This is a genomic window from Microbacterium sp. cf046 (assembly GCF_900114345.1).
Taxonomy (GTDB): domain Bacteria; phylum Actinomycetota; class Actinomycetes; order Actinomycetales; family Microbacteriaceae; genus Microbacterium.
Map to the genome: position 1 here is coordinate 755,476 of NZ_FOZJ01000001.1, position 18,059 is coordinate 773,534.

Sequence of the window (18,059 nt, forward strand, 5' to 3'; positions counted from 1 at the left end):
ACAGCGCAGATGAGCGAGACCGTGGCAACCGAGCCGAAATCCGAGGAGACGCCGCGGCGCGGCGTGGTCCTCGAGCCGACCGATCCCGGCACCTCGCCGATCCTGATCAAGGGACCGCTCTCGCGCCGGTACCTCACCTGGTACACGATCGTCACCCTCGCCATCACGGCGGTCTGGGGTGCGACCAGCATCCTGCTCGCGAATCAGGTGCAGATGCTCGAGTTCGGGCAGTGGTTCACCGGAGCCGACGCGACCGTCGACCTGCAGCAGCTGACGCTCCTGCAGCAGCAGATCGACGCCGGCACGGCGACCGCGACGGCCGATCAGACGCGTCAACTCGAACTGCTCGCGAGCTTCGACGCCTCTCGTGCGCAGTCGCTCTCGATCATCGCGTCGATCGGCGTCGTGCTCACGATGCTGATCCAGCCTCTGGTCGGCCTCGCGTCCGACCGCACGCGCAGCCGGCTCGGCCGCCGCGCCCCCTGGATCCTGTTCGGCACCCTCGCCGGCGCGGTCCTGCTGGTGGGCGTGCGCTTCGCCCCGACCATCGCGATCCTCGGCCTCCTGTGGATGACCGCGCAGGCGATCCTCAACACGGCATCCGGTCCGCTCGTCGCCACGGTGGCCGATCGGATGCCGGAGAACCGGCGCGGCACGGCTTCGGCGCTCGGCGGGTTCGGCAACTTCTTCGGCGGTGTGCTGGGCGGAGTCGGTGCGGGCCTGCTCTTCGCCACCGTCGGCCTGGACATGTACTTCGTCCTGGCGGCGTTCGTCGCATTCGCCGGTCTGATGTTCGTGATCTTCGCCAGGGACGCCTCCTCGAAGGACCTCGCGGTCGAGAAGCTGCACTGGAAGGAGTTCCTGCTCGGCTTCACCGTGGCCCTGCGCTCGCGCAACTTCCGGTGGGTCTGGGTCGCCCGCATCCTGCTGACCTTCGGCTATGCCGTCTCGACCGCGCTCGCCCTGTACATGATGCAGAGCTACATCCGCCCCGCGCTGAGCGTCGCCGAAGCCTCCCAGATGGCCGGACTGCTGGCCCTCGCCGGCGTGCCGTTCATGATCATCGCGGTGCTCGTCGCCGGCAAGCTCTCCGACAAGCTGCAGAAGCGCCGCTCGTTCGTGATCTTCTCGTCCGCGCTCATGGCGCTGTCGATGCTCATCCCGATCATCTCGCCCACCCTGCCCGCGCTGTTCCTCCAGGCGATCATCGGCGGCATCGCCTTCGGCACCTATCTGCCGGTCGACCAGGCGCTGTTCATCGACGTGCTGCCCGATCAGAAGTCGGCCGGCCGCGACCTCGGAGTGGCGGCCCTCGGCTCGAACCTCGGTCAGGCCCTCGGCCCCGCCCTGGCCGGCGCCGTCGTCGCGATCACCGGCGCGTACCTCGGGGTGTGGATCGCCGCGTTCGTGCTCGTGCTGCTCGCCGCGGTCGCCGTCATCCCGCTGAAGGGCGTCAAGTGATCGGCCGCGAGGCGCTCGCGCAGATCGCTCCGTCGACGGACTCCGCCGATCCGATGTTCGGTGAGCCGTTCGTTGACCTCGATGAGCTCCGCGACGCCCCCGTGCCGCACCGGTATGTCCACGGCGGGTTCGCGGGCACCGACACCAGGTTCTCGTTCTACTTCCCGCCGGCCGAGCGCTACGAGGGCCGATTCTTCCAGCACGCGACGCCCGTACCGCAGAGCGAGAACCTTGCTCAGGAGAACTTCGGGGAATACAACCCGATCGCGTTCTCGGTCGACAGCGGCGCGTGCTTCGTCGAGACGAACGGCGGCGGGCCGGATGCCGCGAACCCGTTCTCCGGCATGGACCAGACCATCGGCGCGTACCGTGCCAACGCCGCCGCGGCTCGATTCGCCCGGCAGGTCGCCCAGGAGATCTTCGGCGAACACCGTGTCTACGGCTATCTCTACGGCGGCAGCGGCGGCGCGTACCGCACGATCGGGTCTGCCGAGAACACCGAGGGCGTGTGGGACGGGTTCGTGCCGTACGTCCCGGGCAGCCCGATGGCGATCCCGAACGTCTTCGCGGTGCGGATGCACGCGCAGCGCATCCTGCGGGATGTCTTCCCCGCGATCGTCGACGCCTACGACGTGGGCGGCGATCCCGACGCGCTCGACCTCACTCCCGAGCAGGCGGACGCGCTCGCCGAGGTGACGCGCATGGGCTTCCCGCCGCGATCCTGGTTCGGCCACAGGACCATGGGAATGCACGCCTTCAGCGTGCTGTACCCGGGGATCATCGCCGCCGATCCAGGCTACGCCGAGGATTTCTGGCGCCTCGAGGGCTATCTCGGCGCCGACCCCACGGCATCCGTCCACCGCGATCGCGTACAGCTGCCGACGAAGGTCGCCGAGCTGCTTTCCGAAACCAGCACGCGCGGCGAGGATCTGGTGGCCGGCGGGGTCGACGAGTCGTTCCTGCACAGCGCCGACGGCGGCACCGAGGCGTCCGCGATCCGGCTGTCCGACATGCCCGACGGATGGATGCTGGGCGCCCAGCTGACGGTCCTCTCCGGCGCCGCGTCGGGGGCCGTGATCCGGCTGTCCGGTGTCGACGGCGACGTCGTGGCCATCGAACCCGGGCAGGAGGAGACGCTTGCCGGGCTCGCGGTCGGAGACGACGTCGTCCTGGACAACTCGTCCTTCCTCGCGGCCCAGACCTACCACCGGCACCAGGTCCCCGGACCCGAGTATGCGGTGTGGGATCAGTTCCGCGACGGCGACGGCGCTCCGCTGCTCCCGCAGCGGGGGATGCTGCTCGGCCCGATGTTCACCCAGCACGCGGCCGGGTCGGTGCCCACCGGGCGCATCTCGGGCAAGATGATCGTCGTCGCGTGCCTGCTCGACCGGGAGGCGTTCCCGTGGCAGGCGGATTGGTACCGCGCTCGGGTCGAGGAGCATCTCGGCGAGACTGCCGATGACGACTTCCGGCTCTGGTACATCGACAACGCCCTGCACGGCGACGATGACCCGCAGGAGTTCCCCGCCCGTTCGGTCGCGTACGTCGGAGCACTGGAGGTCGCGCTCCGTCAGCTGGCGGCGTGGGTCGAGGACGGCGTCGAGCCGTCGCCGACCACGTCGTACGAGATCGTGGACGGTCAGGTCGTCATTCCGGAGACCGCTCGCGAGCGCGGCGGTGTGCAGCCCGTGGCCACGGTGACGGTCGACGGTGCGATGAGCACCCATGCGCGCGTCGGCGAGCCGGTCACCGTCCGTGCCGAGGTCGAGGTGCCGGGCGAAGGGATCGTCGTCGAGGTGCTCGATGTCGTGACCGCCGCAGACGGCTCGGAGACGCTGGGCGGTTCGTTCGAGTTCACCCCCGCACGCCGGGTCGTGGCCGAGCGGACGATCGTCTTCGCCGAGCCGGGGGCGCACTTCGTCTCCGTCCGCGTCGCCTCGCAGGCGCAGGGGTCGGCATCCGATCCGCACGCTCGCGTGAAGAATCTGGCCCGTGCTCGCGTCGTCGTGGAGGGCTGACGCGACGAAAACCTAGTAACCGCTCGAATTTGAGGATACGGTGAGGGGATGACCGCCGACGCTCACGCAGACCCCACCGCCGCCCCGATCCGCTGGATCGTCACGACGCAGGATGCCGCGTGGCAGGAGACCGCCGGGCCCGAGCTCACCCCGCTGACCGACATGCCGAACGTCTTCGTGCAGGTCGACACGCCCCAGCAGCAGATCGAGGGGTTCGGCGCCAGCTTCAACGAGCTCGGCTGGACCTCGCTCGGAGTGCTGGGCGAGGCGCAGCGCGCGGAGATCTTCCGTGCGCTGTTCGCGCCGGGGGTCGGTGCCGGGCTCTCACTGTGCCGCATGCCGGTCGGCGCCAACGACTTCTCCCGCGACTGGTACTCGTACGACGAGGTCCCGGATGACTTCGCCCTCGAGCACTTCAGCATCGAGAACGATCTGGAGACGCTCGTGCCGTTCATCCGGGCCGCTCAGACCGAGCAGCCGGACCTGCGGCTGTGGGCCTCGCCGTGGAGCCCGCCGAGCTGGATGAAGCGCAACGGCCACTACGCCGGCGCGCTGCCGAACCCCTTCATGAACAGCGTCGAGAACGGACTGCGCCCCGACCAGGTCGGCGAGGAGGGCACCGACATGTTCCTCCTCGACGAGCCGCACCTCGAGGCCTACGCACGGTACTTCGGCCGCTTCGTCGACGCGTACCGCGAGCTCGGCATCCCGATCGACATGGTCATGCCGCAGAACGAGTTCAACTCGCCGCAGGTGTTCCCGAGCTGCACGTGGACCCCCGACGGATTCGCGCAGTTCCTGCGCCACCTCGGGCCGGAGATGCGCTCACGCGGCGTCGACGTGTTCCTCGGCACGCTCGAGCGTGCGGATGACCGCCTGCTCGGCGACGTGCTGGAGGACGCCTCCGTCGCGGAGTACGTGTCGGGCCTCGGCGTGCAGTGGGAGGGCAAGCGTGCAGTCGCCGCCCTGCACCGGCTGCACCCGGAGCTGCGGATCTACCAGACCGAGCAGGAGTGCGGCGACGGGCTCAACGACTGGCGCCACGCGCGCCACGCCTGGTCGCTCATGAAGCAGTTCCTGACGAACGGCGCGAACGCGTACATGTACTGGAACATCTCGCTGCTGGAGGGCGGTCGAAGCCGCTGGGGCTGGACGCAGAATTCGCTGGTCGTCGTGGATCCGGAAGCCGCGACCTACCGCTGGTCGTACGAGTATCAGGTGCTCAAGCACGTGAGCGCCTTCGTGCGCCCGGGTGCACGCGCGCTGGAGTGCCTGACGTACTCGGGCTACGCCAACCAGCTCGCATTCCTGAACGAAGACGGCACGATCGTGCTCGTGATCCAGAACGACATGAGTGAGGACATGCCGGTGCGGATCATGCTCGGCGACCGCGTGATCACCCCGACGCTGCCCGCGGACTCGTTCAGCACCTTCGTGATTCCGGCTGCTAGAGACCCTCGGCGATCTGCTTGATCAGTGCGAGACGGCGATCCCACTCGGCGCCGATCTCGTCGAGCCGCCGCGCTGTACTGCTCAGCTGAGACCCGATGACCCGGTACTGCACCTCTCGGCCGACCTTGACCGATTCGACGACGCCGACCTCCTCCAGCACGGCGAGGTGCTTCGCGATCGCCTGACGACTGACCGGCAGGCGCCCGGCGAGGGCGGATGCCGAGGCATCGCCCTCGCCGAGTGCCGACAGGATGCTCCACCGGGTCTCGTCGCCCAACGCGGCGAACACCGGAACCAGCGTCGCTGCGCTCACGAGCCGCTCTCGAGCAGGACGACGAGCTTGTCGAGCTCGTCGTTCCATCCCGTGCGGTGGCTCTCGAGATTCGCGGCCGGGTCGGAGGTCGTCTCGAATCCGGTCTCCACGACGGTCAGCAGCGTGCCGTCTCCCACCGGTTCTAGGGTGAAGGTGAAGACCGTGGAGTGCTCGTCATCAACCTCGGCGGGCAGATGCCCGCTCGCGTCGTCGTTCCCCCACCGATACGAGACCATTCGCGGTGCGTCGATCGCCTCGATGCGCAGCGGCACCGCCCCGTAGTCGGGGAAGGTCAGCGTGCCGCGCGCGCCTACCCCGGCTCCGTCGAAGGCGGCCTGCCCGAACCACCGCGAGATGTGCTCGGGTTGTGTGACTGCCGACCACACCTTCTCCACCGGAGCCGCGATGCTGATGGTGCGGCGCACCGTGAAGGTGCTCGCGTCGACGACGGATGCGTCGTTGCTGATCATGCTCATGTCATTAATCCCTTCGTCTGATCTGCAACTACATGGTTGCACAAAGACTCAGGTTGTGCAACTGAAAAGTTGCACAATGTCGATGACGTCAGGGTTGTACAGGTGTACTGACGAGCGGCATCCCGATCGGCGCTGCGGCGCCGAGGAACACGACGAGTCCGTCGCCGTACTGATTGCGCGCCTCGGGAACGGTCTTCCAGTTGTTGGCGAGCCACACGTTGCCGGACGCGTCGATCTGAACCCCCGTGTTGCGCTGCAGGCCGTTGAACGCATAGCCGGACTGCGTCGGTGAGATCTCCGCGCCGATCTGGCCGGACGGGCAGGTCTCGACGCGCGCGCCGCACAGGTGCGACAGGCGTTCGCCGAAGAAGTTGGCGACCCAGATGTTGTCGTCCCCGTCGACCGCGATGCCCCACGGCACGGTCATTCCGGCACCTCCGAACCTCGTGATCGTGCCGTCCGCCGCGACTCGGGCCATGCTGCCGTGCAGCCGGATGTCAGTCGGGACTTCGAGTTCACCGCCGGGCTCGCAGGGGATCTCGACGACCCCCGAGTTGGAGACCCAGACGTTGCCGAAGCTGTCGCTCGCGACCCCGAGCGGCATGGGGAGCAGTGATGCGTCGCCGAACGGCGAGTTCGGCAGCGGCTGGCCAGTCGAATCGAAGCCGTACACCTGGGAGGATGCGTTCGCCGTGACGAACACGTTGCCCTCGGTGTTCTGCGCGACGTCGAAGGCGCTCGGGATCGTGGCGTCGGCGATCGCGAATCCAGAAGGGTCGCCGCCGGGGTAGATGACGACGTTGTCGTCGCCGCAGTTCGCGATCCAGATGTTCCCGTTCGCATCGGACTTGATGCCCTGGGGCCAGCTGATCGGCCCGTCGAGGAAGCCGTCGTCGGGGGACAGGGCGGTGCCGTCCGGGGCGAACAGCGACACGCTGTTCGAGGTCGGCTCGATCGGGCAGAACTCCCCGGTGAATCCGAAGTTCGAGACCCAGACGCGCTCCTGCGCGTCGAGTGAGATGCCGAAGCCGGAGCCGTCCAGCCCGCCTCCCGAGTAGCCGGTCACCGGCTGACCCGGCGCGTAGGGGTCGAGCAGGAACACGTCCTGTCCGGGGCACACCTTCTTCGGGTTGTTGGACCAGTTCGCGTTCGCGTTCGCCCAGACTCTGCCATGACTGTCGAACGCGAGGTTTCCCGGTCCGTTGTACTGCCGGCCGTTCCCCCAGAACTTCAGGGCGAGGTACCAGCCCGCGGGCGGCTCGCTTCGCACCGGGCTGTACGCGGGCTTGCGCGGCACCTGGGCCATGACCTCGAGCGGGTGGCCCGAGGGGTTCGTCGGAAGCAGCGTCATCGCCTGCCAGGTCGTGGCGGGTCGCACGCCCCACGCGTCGGTCGCGGCATCCAGGAAGGCCGCGCAGTCGTTGGTCTTCTCCGCGCAGCCGGCGACGATGCTGGCGAGCGAGTTGAAGGTCGCGAGCGCCTCCGTCGACGAGCCGTTCGGAGCGCCCTGGAAGAACTTCGTGAGCTGGCCGGTGCGAGGGTCGACCATGTTCCGCGGCATCAGCGCCGCGTTCTGCAGGCCGGGTGAGGTGCCGCCGAGCGACCCGGACACCGCGAACTGGGCCAGCGAGTAGCCCGCAGCGACTGTGGTCAGCTCGTTGATCGCGACGCGTCCCGAGCGGATGTCGCCGAAGGATGCCGCAAGCTCCACATCCGGGCCGAGCTGACGCTTGCCGGCGATTCCTCCGGTGACCGTCGCGTAGAGCACGGCATCCGCCGGGACCCCCGCGGGAACGGTCATCCGGAAGGAGCCTGCCGCATCCGTGGCAGCGGACTGGAGCATCGTTGCCGTCCCCGGTGCGTCGCCCGCGAGCATGAGCTGCACCGTGGCGGCCCGAACGGGGCTGCCGCCCGCCCGCACTGCCCCGGTGAGCTGCTGCGACGAAGGTGGCGCGGCTTCGCGCTCCTGCGAGACCGCCGCGTTCGGGGCCATGAGCGAACCGACGAGCACTGATGCTGCGGCGGTGATGACGAGGAGCCTGCTGGCGCGCACGGACGATCCCTTCCCCAGCCGTCCGTCGGCCGCCGGCACGGCGCGGACACCCGCACCGTACACCGCCGTGGCCGCCCGCGGAAGGGGCGCTGCTCATCCTTGCGCGAGCGCTGGCGTGTCGTAGTGTTGCGCTGACGAGCAGGCGTGATCCCGAGGCGCGGCTCCACCACGAACGAGGAGGTGCGCGGTGAGTTCTGTGCCGGTTCCCGCCGATCCTTCGCTGTCGGCCGATCTGCCCGACCCCGATGCGCGGCGCATGATCGCCCTCATCGTCGGCGTCTCGGCGACCGTGGCATTCGTGATCCTGCGTGTGGTGGTCGCGCTCGGCGGGCATGAGCCTCTTCCCGCGGATGTCTGGTGGCACGATCTCATGGTCGCCACGGAGACTGACGTGGGCATCTTCCTCGCGTGGATCCCCGCGGTCGTCGGCGGAACGGTCTGGATGTTCGTGATCGTGATCCTGACGGTGGCGATCCTGTTCTGGCGCAAACGGCGCTGGGCGGCAGCCAACCTCGCGATCGCGATCGCCCTGGTCGTGGCGATCGGCGCCCCGATGGCGGCGATCGTCGCGCGTGTCCGCCCGGATGACTCGCTGGCCGAAACCGTGGCGACCTCGTTCCCGTCCGGGCATACAGCCGTTGCGACCACGTTCGTGATCACGCTCGGCCTGATGTTCCGGCGGTGGTACATCTGGACATTCGGCGCCGTGTGGGTCGTGTGGATGATGTGGGGACGCACGTACCTGCACGCGCACTGGCTGAGTGACGTCATCGCCGGGCTGCTGGAGGGGATCGCGGTCGCCACGCTCGTCTGGTGCGCGGTCGAGGCGGTTCGCGACCGCCGAGCCGCGCGCCGCGCTCAGAGCGTCGAGTCGTCTCCGACCGGATAGTCCACGAACGCGAAGCGACGACCGTCGGGTGACCCGTGGAGCGGGGGATCCCTCAGAGCAGACCCGCCGCAGCGCCGATGAACCGCCCGTACTCGTCCAGGGTGTCTGCGGAGGTGATCGCGCGGAGCACGATCTCGTCCGGCCCACGACGGTAGTCGTCCAGGCGGGCGGCCAGGTCGTGGCGCGCGGCATCCAGCACGGTCTCGCGCGGGTCGATGCCGAGCCGCGCGAAGTTCGCGGCGTAGGACGGGTAGCTCGCGTACCGCGCGGTCTCCGTCTCGAGATGCTCGTGGGCCGCCGGATCGACCGCGGTGCGCACGTACAGTGCCACGTGTGCCGATGGGCGGGTTGCGTGCGCGTCGTCCGCCTGCTCGCGGGCGACTGCAGGGGTCAGCCAGCTCAGCAGCACGCCGTCGGATTCGTCGACCGCACGGTGGCGCATCTTCGGGCCGAGCGCGCCGATGACGACTTCGGCGCTCAGTGTCGCCCGCAGCTGGTGGGCGGCGTCCGCGACGAGCTGCAGTGCACCCGTGGAGGCCTGACCCGATCCGATCCCGAGCATGAGGCGATCCTGGGGGAGCCCGCGCGCAGCGACCTGCGCGGCGATCGCCGGAGCCGTGCGCCGATCGACAGGCAGCACGCCCGTCGCGAGCACGAGCCGATCGGTCGTGGCGGCAGCTGCCTCGATCACGGCGAGGGCGTCCGCCCCCGGCGTGTCATTGACCCAGAGCGCGTGGAAGCCGGCGTCCTCGACGAGCGGGGCGAGGAGCGCGGCGAGCTCCGGCCCGATCGATGCCGCGACTCCGACCGAGACCACCGCTTCGTCTGTCATCCCTCGAGCATGCACCACTGGCGTGCTGTCAGGCGCGGGCGCGCGGAGCCCAGGCGCCGCCGCCACCCGGGGCGATGTCGACGTCGTCGACCGCGACCACGCGCCCGTCCGGCGCCGCGAACACGAGATCGAGGTGCGTCCCGTCGCGCGCATCGACGACGACCGAACCGGGACCGCTCGCGGCGGGATCGAACCGGTCGTTCCACTGCAGCATCGCCGCGATGACGACGCGCAGGCCCTGTCCGGCTTCGGTGAGGTGATAGCTCGCGCGCTCGCGGCTGCCGGCCTCGCGGTACGGGCGCTTCTCGAGGATGCCCGAGTCGACGAGGGATGCGAGCCGTGCGGAGAGGATGTCGGTCGGCACGCCGAGCGACTCGCGGAACTCCGAGTACCGGCTGCTCCCTCGGAGGGCATCGCGCACGATCAGCAGCGCCCACTTCTCGCCGATGATGTCGAGCGTGCGGACCACCTGGCATCGAGGTTCTGGGGAGCGGTGGCGCGGACTCATGAGACCAGTGTATCCGATCTGACTTTGAAAAACCAAGTGAGATGCGTATGCTGACGCCATGACATCCGTGATCGAGTCGACAGCCTCCCCACGCCCGGCCCGCCGACCCGGACTCGGATCCCGAGGCACGTTCTGGTCCGCGGCCGCGGTCCTCGCGCTCTGCCTGTGGTCCAGCGGCGCGCCGAGCGTGCTGTATCCGCTCTACGCCGACCGATGGACCCTCACCCCGGCCGTGACGACCGCCGTGTTCGGCACCTACCCGCTCGCGCTGATCGTGGCGCTGGTGCTGTTCGGCGGGCTTTCGGATGCCGTCGGCCGACGCCGCGCGATGCTGATCGGCGTCGCGCTCATCGCGTCGAGCGCGATCGTCTTCGCGCTCGCACCCTCGGTGGGCTTCCTGTTCGCTGGGCGGGTGCTGCAGGGCGTGGGCACAGGCATCGCTCTCGGGGCGGCGAGCGCTGCGCTGGTCGAGCACAACGTCTCGTCCAACCCGCGGTTCGCCAGCTCGATGGCGACCGTCGCGACCTCCACCGGGCTCACGCTCGCGCTGATCGTGTCGGGCGCGCTTGCACAGCTCGTCCCTCTCCCGCTGGTGATCAGCTACCTGGTGCTGCTCGTGCTGGGTGCCGGCACCCTCGCCGCCCTGTGGGCGACGCCCGACGACCGACCCGCGCAGGGCGCCCGGTGGCGGCCGCAGCCCCTGCGGGTTCCGCGCGGCATCCGTCGCACCTTCGCGATCGCGACCCTCTCGGTGTCGATCGCGTACTGCGTCGGCGCGATCTTCCTCTCCCTGGGCGCCCAGATGGTGCGGCAGTTCGCTGCGACGACCGACATGCTCGTGGTCGGCGTGCTCCTCGGGACGTCCTCCCTCGCGATCGGCGCCACCGCGCTGCTGCTCGCTCGAGTGCCCGCGCACGTCGCCGTCTGGACGGGGGCGATCCTGTCGATCGGAAGCCTCGGTCTCATGGCCGCGGTCGCGGCCACCGGCTCGATCGCCCTGTTCCTGGTGTGGTGCCTGCTCGGCGGCGTCGCCTATTCGTTCGCGTTCACCGGAGGGCTCGGACTGATCAACCGCGCGGCGCCGGCCCAGCACCGCGGTGCGACGCTCTCGGTGCTGTACCTTTTCGCCTACCTGCTCCAGGCGCTGACCGCGATCGGCGCCGGCGCGCTCGCCACGGCGGTCGGGCTCGGGCCGGCGGTCGACATCATGGCGCCGGTGCTCGGTCTGCTCTGCGCGGCGGTGCTGGTCATATCGATCATCGACGTCGCGCTGGTCCGCCGGGTGGCCGAAGCGGTCTGAACGCCACCACCAGCGCGTTCATCCGTCACCTGTGCACGGGATCGGCGCAGATGGGCGTACCCAGGTGACGGATGAACCGACCGGATGTGCCCTACCCGTAGGGGCCCTGCGGGTCTAGCCTGTGATCGCCGAGATTCGAGCACTCAAGCGAGGCTGACATGGCAACCACGAACGAAGCCGTCATCGAGCGACTGATCGCCTGCATCAACGACCGCGACATCGCCGTCATGGACGAGCTGTTCCATGACGACGCCACGATGGACTGGCCGCAGTCCAGGGAGCGCGTCCGAGGCGCCGCCAACCGGCGGGCGATCTACAGCTCCTTCCCCCAGCTGCCGACGATCACCCCGCACCGGATGCTGAGCGCGGGCGACCTGGTGATCGCCGAGGCGACCCTCGACTACGGAGGGCCCACGTACGAGACGGTCTTCATCTTCGAGCTGCGCGACGGGAGGATCGCGAAGGAGACCGCCTACTGGAGCGAGGCGTTCGAGGCGCCGGAGTGGCGATCGGAGTGGGTCGAGAAGTACTGATCACCTCGTGCGGGCGGCGGCATCCACTCCGCGCATCACCTGGCCGAGCGCGGTCGCGTACTGCTCGTCGCTTCCGTAGTGGGCGAGCTCGCCTGCCACCGAGAGCGTGCGCGGAAACCGGTCGGCGGGCAGCATGGCCAGAGCGCCGGCCAGCGCCGCCTCCGGATCGACCGTTCCCCGCGTCGCGTCCCGCGCCGCGCTGAACGCGAACCAGCCGTAGTTGAGGGCGAGGATGCCGCAGAACGTGGCGACCGCCCGAGCGCCGTCGATTCCGCCGCGCGCGAGGATCGACAGCGCTGCCTCGCCGATCACAGTCGCGTTGATTCCGGGGTTCGAATGGGTGAACAGCGGCACGATCGCCCACGGGTGAGCGGCGAGCACGGCGCGATGCGCGGTGGCGAACGCTGAGAGGTCGACGAGCCAGTCATCCGTCGGCGGCCGGAGGTCGATGCGGCCGAGCACCCGGTCGAGCATGGCGTCGACCAGGTCGTCCTTCGTGGCGAAGTAGCGGTACAGCGCCATCGGCGATGCGCCCATCTCGGTCGCCACGGCACGCATCGTCAGCGCGTCGAAGCCCTCGCGGGCGACGTGCTCGGCGGCGCGGAGGATCTCATCGGCGCTCACCGAACTGCGCCCGCGGCGCGGACGGGGGTTCGGGGCGGGCTTGTCTGCGGCCATGATCGCGGTCACTTCCCTTCGTCCGCGCGTGGAGCGAACTCACGTACAACGTACATTATCGGTTGCGGGAGCGCCGCCCGGCCTATTGCGCGGCCCAAAACCCGCGAGGACAATGAGGGCTGAATTTCGCAGACGGGGCCGGTCTCTGGAAGGGAGACCATGGACGACGGGCGCGGTCAGCAGGTCAGCGAGGAGGACTACTGGAGCCTCCAGCGGGACTACACCGACGCCACCGAGCAGTTCGCCGCCATGAACGAGGTGCTGACCGCCCTCGGGCGCTCCTCGTCAGATCCGGATGCAGTCTTCGACACGATCATCGCGAGCGTGCGCCGGCTCTGCCGCTGCGAAGGGGCCGCGATCTTCCTCATCGAGGACGGGCAGTTCGCCCTCTCGTCATCGGACGGCTTCTCCGACGAGTACGTGACCCATGTCGCCGAGCACCCGTTCCAGCTCGACCGGGCCTCGCTCCTCGGCAGGGTCACACAGGATCGCGAGATCCATCAGATCCCCGATGTGCTCACCGATCCGGAATACGGGCGCCAGGACGTCCAGCGCATCGTGCAGTTCCACACGTCGCTGGCGGCCCCGATGCTCCTGGACGACGAGGTGGTCGGGGCGTTCTCACTCGTGCGGACGGCGGTCGATCCGTTCGACGATCGCGAGCAGGCCCTGGTGGGCGCATTCGCCGCGCAGGCCGCCGTCGTGGTCCGCAATGTGCACCTGGTGCGAGAACTCGAATCGCGCGGCCGCGAGCTCAGCCGCAAGGTCGATCAGCTCGAGGCGCTGAGCGAGGTGGGCGGGCTGGTGAGCTCGAGCCTCGTGCTGGACGAGGTGCTCTCGAACATCATCATGAACGCCGTGCGATTCTCGGGCTGCGACGGCGGCTCGATCATGGAGTACGTCGAGGACGAGCGACGGTTCGCGGTGCGCAGCGCCTATGCGAGCAGCCCGGAGCTGCTCGCGAAGCTGCGGACGATCAGGGTCGATCTGGAGAGCACGCTCGTGGGCCGCTCGGCGATGGAGGGTCACCCGATCGCGGTCGCCGACCTCGCCACGGTCGAGCTCGACCCTCACCTGCAGCTGCTGTACGACGACGGCTGGCGGTCGATCATCGCGGTGCCCGTGCTGCACGGCGAGCGGATCATCGGCGCACTCGTCGTGCGGCGCCGGACGACGGGAGAGTTCTCGGCCGAGACCGTCGAGTTCCTCGAGACCTTCGCCGGGCAGTCGGCGCTCGCCGTCTGGAACGCCCAGCTGTTCCGGGAGCTCGAGACCAAGAGCGCGGAGCTCCAGGTCGTCAGCCAGCACAAGTCCGAGTTCCTGGCCAGCATGTCGCACGAACTGCGCACTCCGCTCAACGCCGTGATCGGCTTCTCCGAAGTGCTCCTGGAGCGGATGTTCGGCGAGCTGAACGACCGCCAGGACGAGTACCTCCGCGACATCCTGAGCTCCGGCAAGCACCTGCTGAACCTCCTGAACGACATCCTCGATCTGTCGAAGGTCGAGGCGGGCCGCATGGAGCTCGAGCCCTCGACGTTCTCGCTCCGAGGCGCGATCGAGTACACGATGTCGATGGTGCGCGAACGCGCCGCCGGTCACGGCATCGATGTCGCGCTCGAGATCGATCCCGAGCTGGACACGATCGAATCGGACGAGCTGCGGTTCAAGCAGGTGCTGCTGAATCTGCTGAGCAACGCCGTGAAGTTCACGCCCGACGGCGGCCATGTGCAGGTCGCGGCGCACCGCCGCGGGGGCGAGATCGCGGTGACGGTCGCTGACGACGGGATCGGCATCCCGCCGGAAGACCGCGAGCGGATCTTCGAGTCGTTCCAGCAGGGTCGCCGCGGCGCGCAGAGCGAGGAGGGCACCGGGCTCGGGCTCACGCTGTGCCGGCGCATCGTGGCGCTGCTGGGCGGGTCGATGTGGCTCGAGACGGAGCTCGGCGTGGGCAGCACGTTCGGGTTCACGGTGCCGCTGGATGCCGCGGCCGCGCAAGCTGCGACCCGGCCGGGCGCCGAGGCCGGCCTTCCGGTCGTGGTCGTCGTGGAAGACGATCGTGCGTCGCTCGACCTCATGACGGCGTACCTCGAAGGGCTGGGCGTCCGGGTGGCGCTGGCGCGCGACGGCAAGGAGGGGCTCGAGCTGATCCGCACCCTCTCGCCGGCCGCAGTCGTGCTCGACATCCGCCTTCCCGGACTCGACGGCTGGGAGGTCCTCAGCCGCGTGCGTGCCGATGACGTCACGCGCGCGGTCCCTGTGATCGTCGTCTCGATCCTCGACGAGAAGCACCGCGGCATGTCGATGGGCGCGGCCGAGTATCTCGTCAAACCGGTCGCGCGAGACGCCCTCGTGGGCGCCCTGCACCGCGTCGGAGCCCTGCCGTCGGCAACGCCCGACGCCGATCGCGACCCCGTCGCGCCTCAGGGGGTGGTGTGATGTCGGCCGGCCGCATCCTCGTCGTGGAGGACAACCCGCTCAACCTCAAGCTCGTCCGCGACGTGCTCACCGTCTCGGGCTACGAGGTGGTCGCCGCTCCCTCGGGTGAGGAGGGCGTGAGCCTCGCGCAGACCTGCGAGCCCGACCTCGTGCTGATGGACATCCAGCTGCCCGGCATCGACGGCTACGAAGCGCTGCGGATGCTGCGCGAGAACCGCGGCCTCGACGCGGTCCCGGTCGTCGCGCTCACCGCGTTCGCCATGCGGGAGGACCGCGAGCGCGCGTCGAGCGCGGGATTCGACGGATACCTCGGCAAGCCGATCAGCGTGCGAGACCTGGCGCTGCAGGTGAGCGGGTTCCTCAGGGACGGGCGCGTCGATGCCTCCTGAAACCTCTTCGAATGAGCAGGTCACGATTCTGGCGGTCGACGACCTGCCGCAGAACCTCCGCCTGCTCGACGCGGTCCTCAGTCCGCGGGGATACCGGGTGCTCACCGCGACCTCCGGCGAGGAGGCGCTCGCGATGCTGCCGGCATCCGGCGTCGATCTGGTGCTGCTCGACATCCTGATGCCGGGGATGGACGGCTACGAGGTGTGCCGCCGGATCCGCAGCACACCGGGCCTGGAGTTCCTCCCGGTGGTGATGATCACCGCCAGCGGCGACCAGGAGAAGATCCGTGCGATCGAAGCGGGGGCAGATGACTTCGTGAGCAAGCCGCTCAACCAGGGCGAGCTGCTCGCACGGGTCGCCTCGCTCGCCCGGGTGAAGCGCTACCAGGACACGATCGAGCGGCAGTCCTCCGAACTGGCCGAGTGGAACACCGAGCTCGAGGCGCGGGTGCAGGCGCAGGTGGATGAGTTGCAGCGGGTCAATCGGCTCCGCAGGTTCCTGTCGCCGCAGCTGGTCGACGTGATCATCGACTCCGGCGACGAGGCCTTCCTCGCCAGCCACCGGCGCGAGATCGTCGTGCTCTTCTGCGATCTGCGCGGATTCACTCCGTTCGCTGAATCGAGCGAGCCCGAAGAGGTGATGGGCGTGCTGTCGGAGTACCACACCGCGCTCGGCGAGCTGATCTACCGGTACGAGGGCACCCTCGAGCGGTTCACCGGCGATGGGCTCATGGTGTTCTTCAACGATCCGCTGCCTGTCGACGACGCCGCCGATCGGGCCGTCACCATGGCGGTCGCGATGCGCGACCGGGTCGCCGAGCTCGCGGCCGGCTGGAGTCGGCGCGGTCATGATCTCGGATTCGGGATCGGCATCGCCCAGGGCTTCGCGACGCTCGGCCGGATCGGTTTCGAGGGGCGCTTCGACTACGCGGCGATCGGCAGCGTCACGAATCTGGCGGCACGGCTGTGCGGCGAGGCGGCATCGGGACAGGTGCTCGTCGCGCAGCGCGTGTTCTCGGCCACCGAAGGCCTCGCGATCGGCGAGCCGGTCGGCGAGCTCGATCTGCGCGGGTTCAGCAGGCCCATCCGGGCTTTCGATGTGACCGGCATCGACCAATCGAAGGCGAAGGTCATCCCATGACGACAATCGAGACGGCCGAGGCCGTCGCCACCCTCTCGGACCTCGACGACGCCGAGCGGATCGCGAGATTCCAGCTGCTGCAGGACCGGATGCCGTCGGTCTGGGACTCCATGAAGCACGAACTCGATGACGAATCGGTCGTGGTGATCCCCTCCGTCACGCCGAGCGCCACGACCGGGAGCGGCAGCACCACCCAGGCGTACGAGGAGCGGTTCCTCTTCCTGCTCCTGCTGCTGCGCCAGCCCCGGCTGCGGATGATCTACGTCACCTCGATGCCGATCGACCCGAGGATCGTGGAGTACTACCTGGCGCTGCTGCCGGGCGTCATCCCGAGCCACGCGCTCGCCCGGCTGACCCTGATGTCGGTGGGCGACGCCTCGGTGCGGCCCCTCAGCGTCAAACTGCTCGAGCGCCCCCAGCTGCTCGCGCGCATCGCGGAACGCATCCCGAACCGCTCGCGCAGCCACCTGATCCCCTACAACACGACCGACCTGGAGCGCGACATCGCCGTGACGCTCGGCATCCCGATGTACGGGGCGGATCCGCGGCTCGCGCCGCTCGGCACCAAGACCGGGTGCCGTCGCCTGTTCGGCGAGGTGGGCGTGGTCTACCCGCTCGGCATCGAAGACCTGCACAGCCTCGACGACGTGGCGGAAGCGATCGACGGGATGCTCGAGACCAGGCCGACCATGGGCCAGGTGATCGTGAAGCTGAACGACGGGGTGTCCGGAACGGGCAACGCGCTCGTCGAACTGGCAGGGATCGGGGAGGTCCCCGCCGCGGAGCGACGCGCGGCGATCCTGGAGCGGGTCAGGGCGATGCAGTTCGAATCGCCCAGCATCCCGTTCGACTGGTACGTCGACAAGCTCGCCTCCGACGGCGGCATCGTCGAGGAGCGCATCGTCGGCGAGGACCTGCTCAGCCCGAGTGTGCAGCTTCGGGTGCGACCCGACGGCAGCGTGGAGCTGCTCTCGACGCACGACCAGCTGCTCGGCGGCAAGAGCGGGCAGAGCTACCTCGGCTGCACCTTCCCCGCGGACCCGGCGTACTCGCGCCTGATCAGCGAGCCCGGAATGGCGATCGGGCAGCGCCTCGCGCGGGAGGGCGTGATCGGCCGGTTCGCCGTGGACTTCGTGGTCGTCCGGGATGCCGAGGGCCGTTGGTCTGCGTACGCGATCGAGCTGAACCTGCGCAAGGGCGGCACGACGCATCCGTTCCTCACGCTGCAGTTCCTGACCGATGGCACCTATGATGCGGAGTCCGGACGCTTCGTGACCCGCGAGGGCGATGAGAAGCACCTCGTCGCGACCGATCACCTCGAGGCCGACGAGCTGCGAGCGCTGTCGGTCGGAGACCTGTTCGACGCCGTCGCCAGGCACGGCCTGCACTTCGATCAGTCGCGGCAGGCGGGCATCGTCTTCCACATGATCAGCTGCCTCACCGAGCACGGGCGCGTCGGCATGACGGCGGTCGGCGACACCCCCGAGCAGGCGATGGAGCTGTACGAGCGCGCACAGCGCGTGCTGCTCGACGAAGCCCGTGCCGCCCGCCGCGAGAACCCGCTGCCCGACTGATCGGGC

At 69.2% G+C, this 18,059-nt stretch carries 16 protein-coding genes; 10 read left to right on the plus strand and 6 right to left on the minus strand.

Annotated features, from left to right (window positions below; translation table 11 throughout):
* Nucleotides 1-9 precede the first annotated feature (9 nt).
* Genes BM349_RS03460 through BM349_RS03470 form a run of 3 tightly spaced genes read left to right on the plus strand, consistent with a single transcriptional unit; the run spans nucleotide 10 to nucleotide 4,952 of the window.
* Nucleotides 10-1,461, plus strand: a complete 1,452-nt coding sequence (locus BM349_RS03460; RefSeq protein WP_175525177.1) for an MFS transporter — start codon at nucleotides 10-12, stop codon at nucleotides 1,459-1,461.
* On the plus strand, nucleotides 1,458-3,479 hold the full coding sequence (locus tag BM349_RS03465) for a hypothetical protein (protein ID WP_217645647.1): 2,022 nt from the start codon (nucleotides 1,458-1,460) through the stop codon (nucleotides 3,477-3,479). The genes BM349_RS03460 and BM349_RS03465 overlap by 4 nt, the downstream gene beginning before the upstream one ends.
* A 48-nt stretch (nucleotides 3,480-3,527) precedes the next feature.
* Complete coding sequence (locus BM349_RS03470) at nucleotides 3,528-4,952, plus strand: glycoside hydrolase family 30 protein (protein ID WP_091702869.1); 1,425 nt, start codon at nucleotides 3,528-3,530, stop codon at nucleotides 4,950-4,952.
* Here BM349_RS03470 and BM349_RS03475 read toward each other — a convergent pair.
* The 3 genes from BM349_RS03475 to BM349_RS03485 all read right to left on the minus strand — a co-directional run bounded on the left by BM349_RS03475 (nucleotide 4,927) and on the right by BM349_RS03485 (nucleotide 7,773).
* Nucleotides 4,927-5,244: an ArsR/SmtB family transcription factor gene (locus BM349_RS03475; protein ID WP_254773706.1), complete on the minus strand. Its 318-nt coding sequence runs from the start codon at nucleotides 5,242-5,244 to the stop codon at nucleotides 4,927-4,929. The genes BM349_RS03470 and BM349_RS03475 overlap by 26 nt on opposite strands.
* Complete coding sequence (locus BM349_RS03480) at nucleotides 5,241-5,720, minus strand: SRPBCC family protein (RefSeq protein WP_091702873.1); 480 nt, start codon at nucleotides 5,718-5,720, stop codon at nucleotides 5,241-5,243. Before BM349_RS03480 ends, BM349_RS03475 begins: the two co-directional genes overlap by 4 nt.
* 88 nt (nucleotides 5,721-5,808) lie before the next feature.
* A complete protein-coding gene (locus BM349_RS03485; RefSeq protein WP_139230870.1) occupies nucleotides 5,809-7,773 on the minus strand; it encodes an NHL repeat-containing protein in 1,965 nt (654 codons plus the stop codon).
* Between the two features lie 187 nt (nucleotides 7,774-7,960).
* Between BM349_RS03485 and BM349_RS03490 the strand changes: the two genes are divergently transcribed.
* A complete protein-coding gene (locus BM349_RS03490) occupies nucleotides 7,961-8,662 on the plus strand; it encodes a phosphatase PAP2 family protein (RefSeq protein WP_254773707.1) in 702 nt (233 codons plus the stop codon).
* 52 nt (nucleotides 8,663-8,714) lie between these two features.
* Here BM349_RS03490 and BM349_RS03495 read toward each other — a convergent pair whose 3' ends face one another.
* Nucleotides 8,715-9,494 (minus strand): LLM class flavin-dependent oxidoreductase, encoded by a 780-nt coding sequence (locus BM349_RS03495; RefSeq protein ID WP_091702878.1) that lies wholly within the window; start codon nucleotides 9,492-9,494, stop codon nucleotides 8,715-8,717.
* 28 nt (nucleotides 9,495-9,522) lie between these two features.
* Nucleotides 9,523-10,002: a winged helix-turn-helix transcriptional regulator gene (locus BM349_RS03500; protein ID WP_091702881.1), complete on the minus strand. Its 480-nt coding sequence runs from the start codon at nucleotides 10,000-10,002 to the stop codon at nucleotides 9,523-9,525.
* A gap of 58 nt (nucleotides 10,003-10,060) precedes the next feature.
* Between BM349_RS03500 and BM349_RS03505 the strand changes: the two genes are divergently transcribed.
* Both BM349_RS03505 and BM349_RS03510 read left to right on the plus strand, forming a co-directional pair.
* Nucleotides 10,061-11,302, plus strand: a complete 1,242-nt coding sequence (locus tag BM349_RS03505; protein ID WP_091702884.1) for an MFS transporter — start codon at nucleotides 10,061-10,063, stop codon at nucleotides 11,300-11,302.
* Nucleotides 11,303-11,460: 158 nt separating this feature from the next.
* On the plus strand, nucleotides 11,461-11,835 hold the full coding sequence (locus BM349_RS03510; RefSeq protein ID WP_091702887.1) for a nuclear transport factor 2 family protein: 375 nt from the start codon (nucleotides 11,461-11,463) through the stop codon (nucleotides 11,833-11,835).
* Here the strand turns inward: BM349_RS03510 and BM349_RS03515 are convergent, their stop codons facing one another.
* Nucleotides 11,836-12,525 carry a TetR/AcrR family transcriptional regulator gene (locus BM349_RS03515; protein WP_091702891.1) on the minus strand — a complete coding sequence of 230 codons (690 nt, stop codon included), beginning with the start codon at nucleotides 12,523-12,525 and terminating at the stop codon, nucleotides 11,836-11,838. It lies immediately after the preceding gene.
* A gap of 147 nt (nucleotides 12,526-12,672) precedes the next feature.
* On the opposite strand from BM349_RS03515, the gene BM349_RS03520 reads away from it, so the two are divergent.
* From BM349_RS03520 to BM349_RS03535, 4 genes are read left to right on the plus strand one after another with little or no spacing between them, the layout of a single operon-like run.
* Complete coding sequence (locus BM349_RS03520) at nucleotides 12,673-14,949, plus strand: hybrid sensor histidine kinase/response regulator (RefSeq protein ID WP_091702894.1); 2,277 nt, start codon at nucleotides 12,673-12,675, stop codon at nucleotides 14,947-14,949.
* The gene (locus BM349_RS03525; protein WP_091702896.1) at nucleotides 14,949-15,338 is read left to right on the plus strand and encodes a response regulator; all 390 of its coding nucleotides are present in this window, start codon (nucleotides 14,949-14,951) and stop codon (nucleotides 15,336-15,338) included. The genes BM349_RS03520 and BM349_RS03525 overlap by 1 nt, the downstream gene beginning before the upstream one ends.
* Nucleotides 15,328-16,479 carry an adenylate/guanylate cyclase domain-containing protein gene (locus tag BM349_RS03530; RefSeq protein WP_091702899.1) on the plus strand — a complete coding sequence of 384 codons (1,152 nt, stop codon included), beginning with the start codon at nucleotides 15,328-15,330 and terminating at the stop codon, nucleotides 16,477-16,479. Before BM349_RS03525 ends, BM349_RS03530 begins: the two co-directional genes overlap by 11 nt.
* The gene (locus tag BM349_RS03535; RefSeq protein ID WP_091702903.1) at nucleotides 16,476-18,053 is read left to right on the plus strand and encodes a peptide ligase PGM1-related protein; all 1,578 of its coding nucleotides are present in this window, start codon (nucleotides 16,476-16,478) and stop codon (nucleotides 18,051-18,053) included. Before BM349_RS03530 ends, BM349_RS03535 begins: the two co-directional genes overlap by 4 nt.
* The last annotated feature ends 6 nt before the right edge of the window (nucleotides 18,054-18,059 follow it).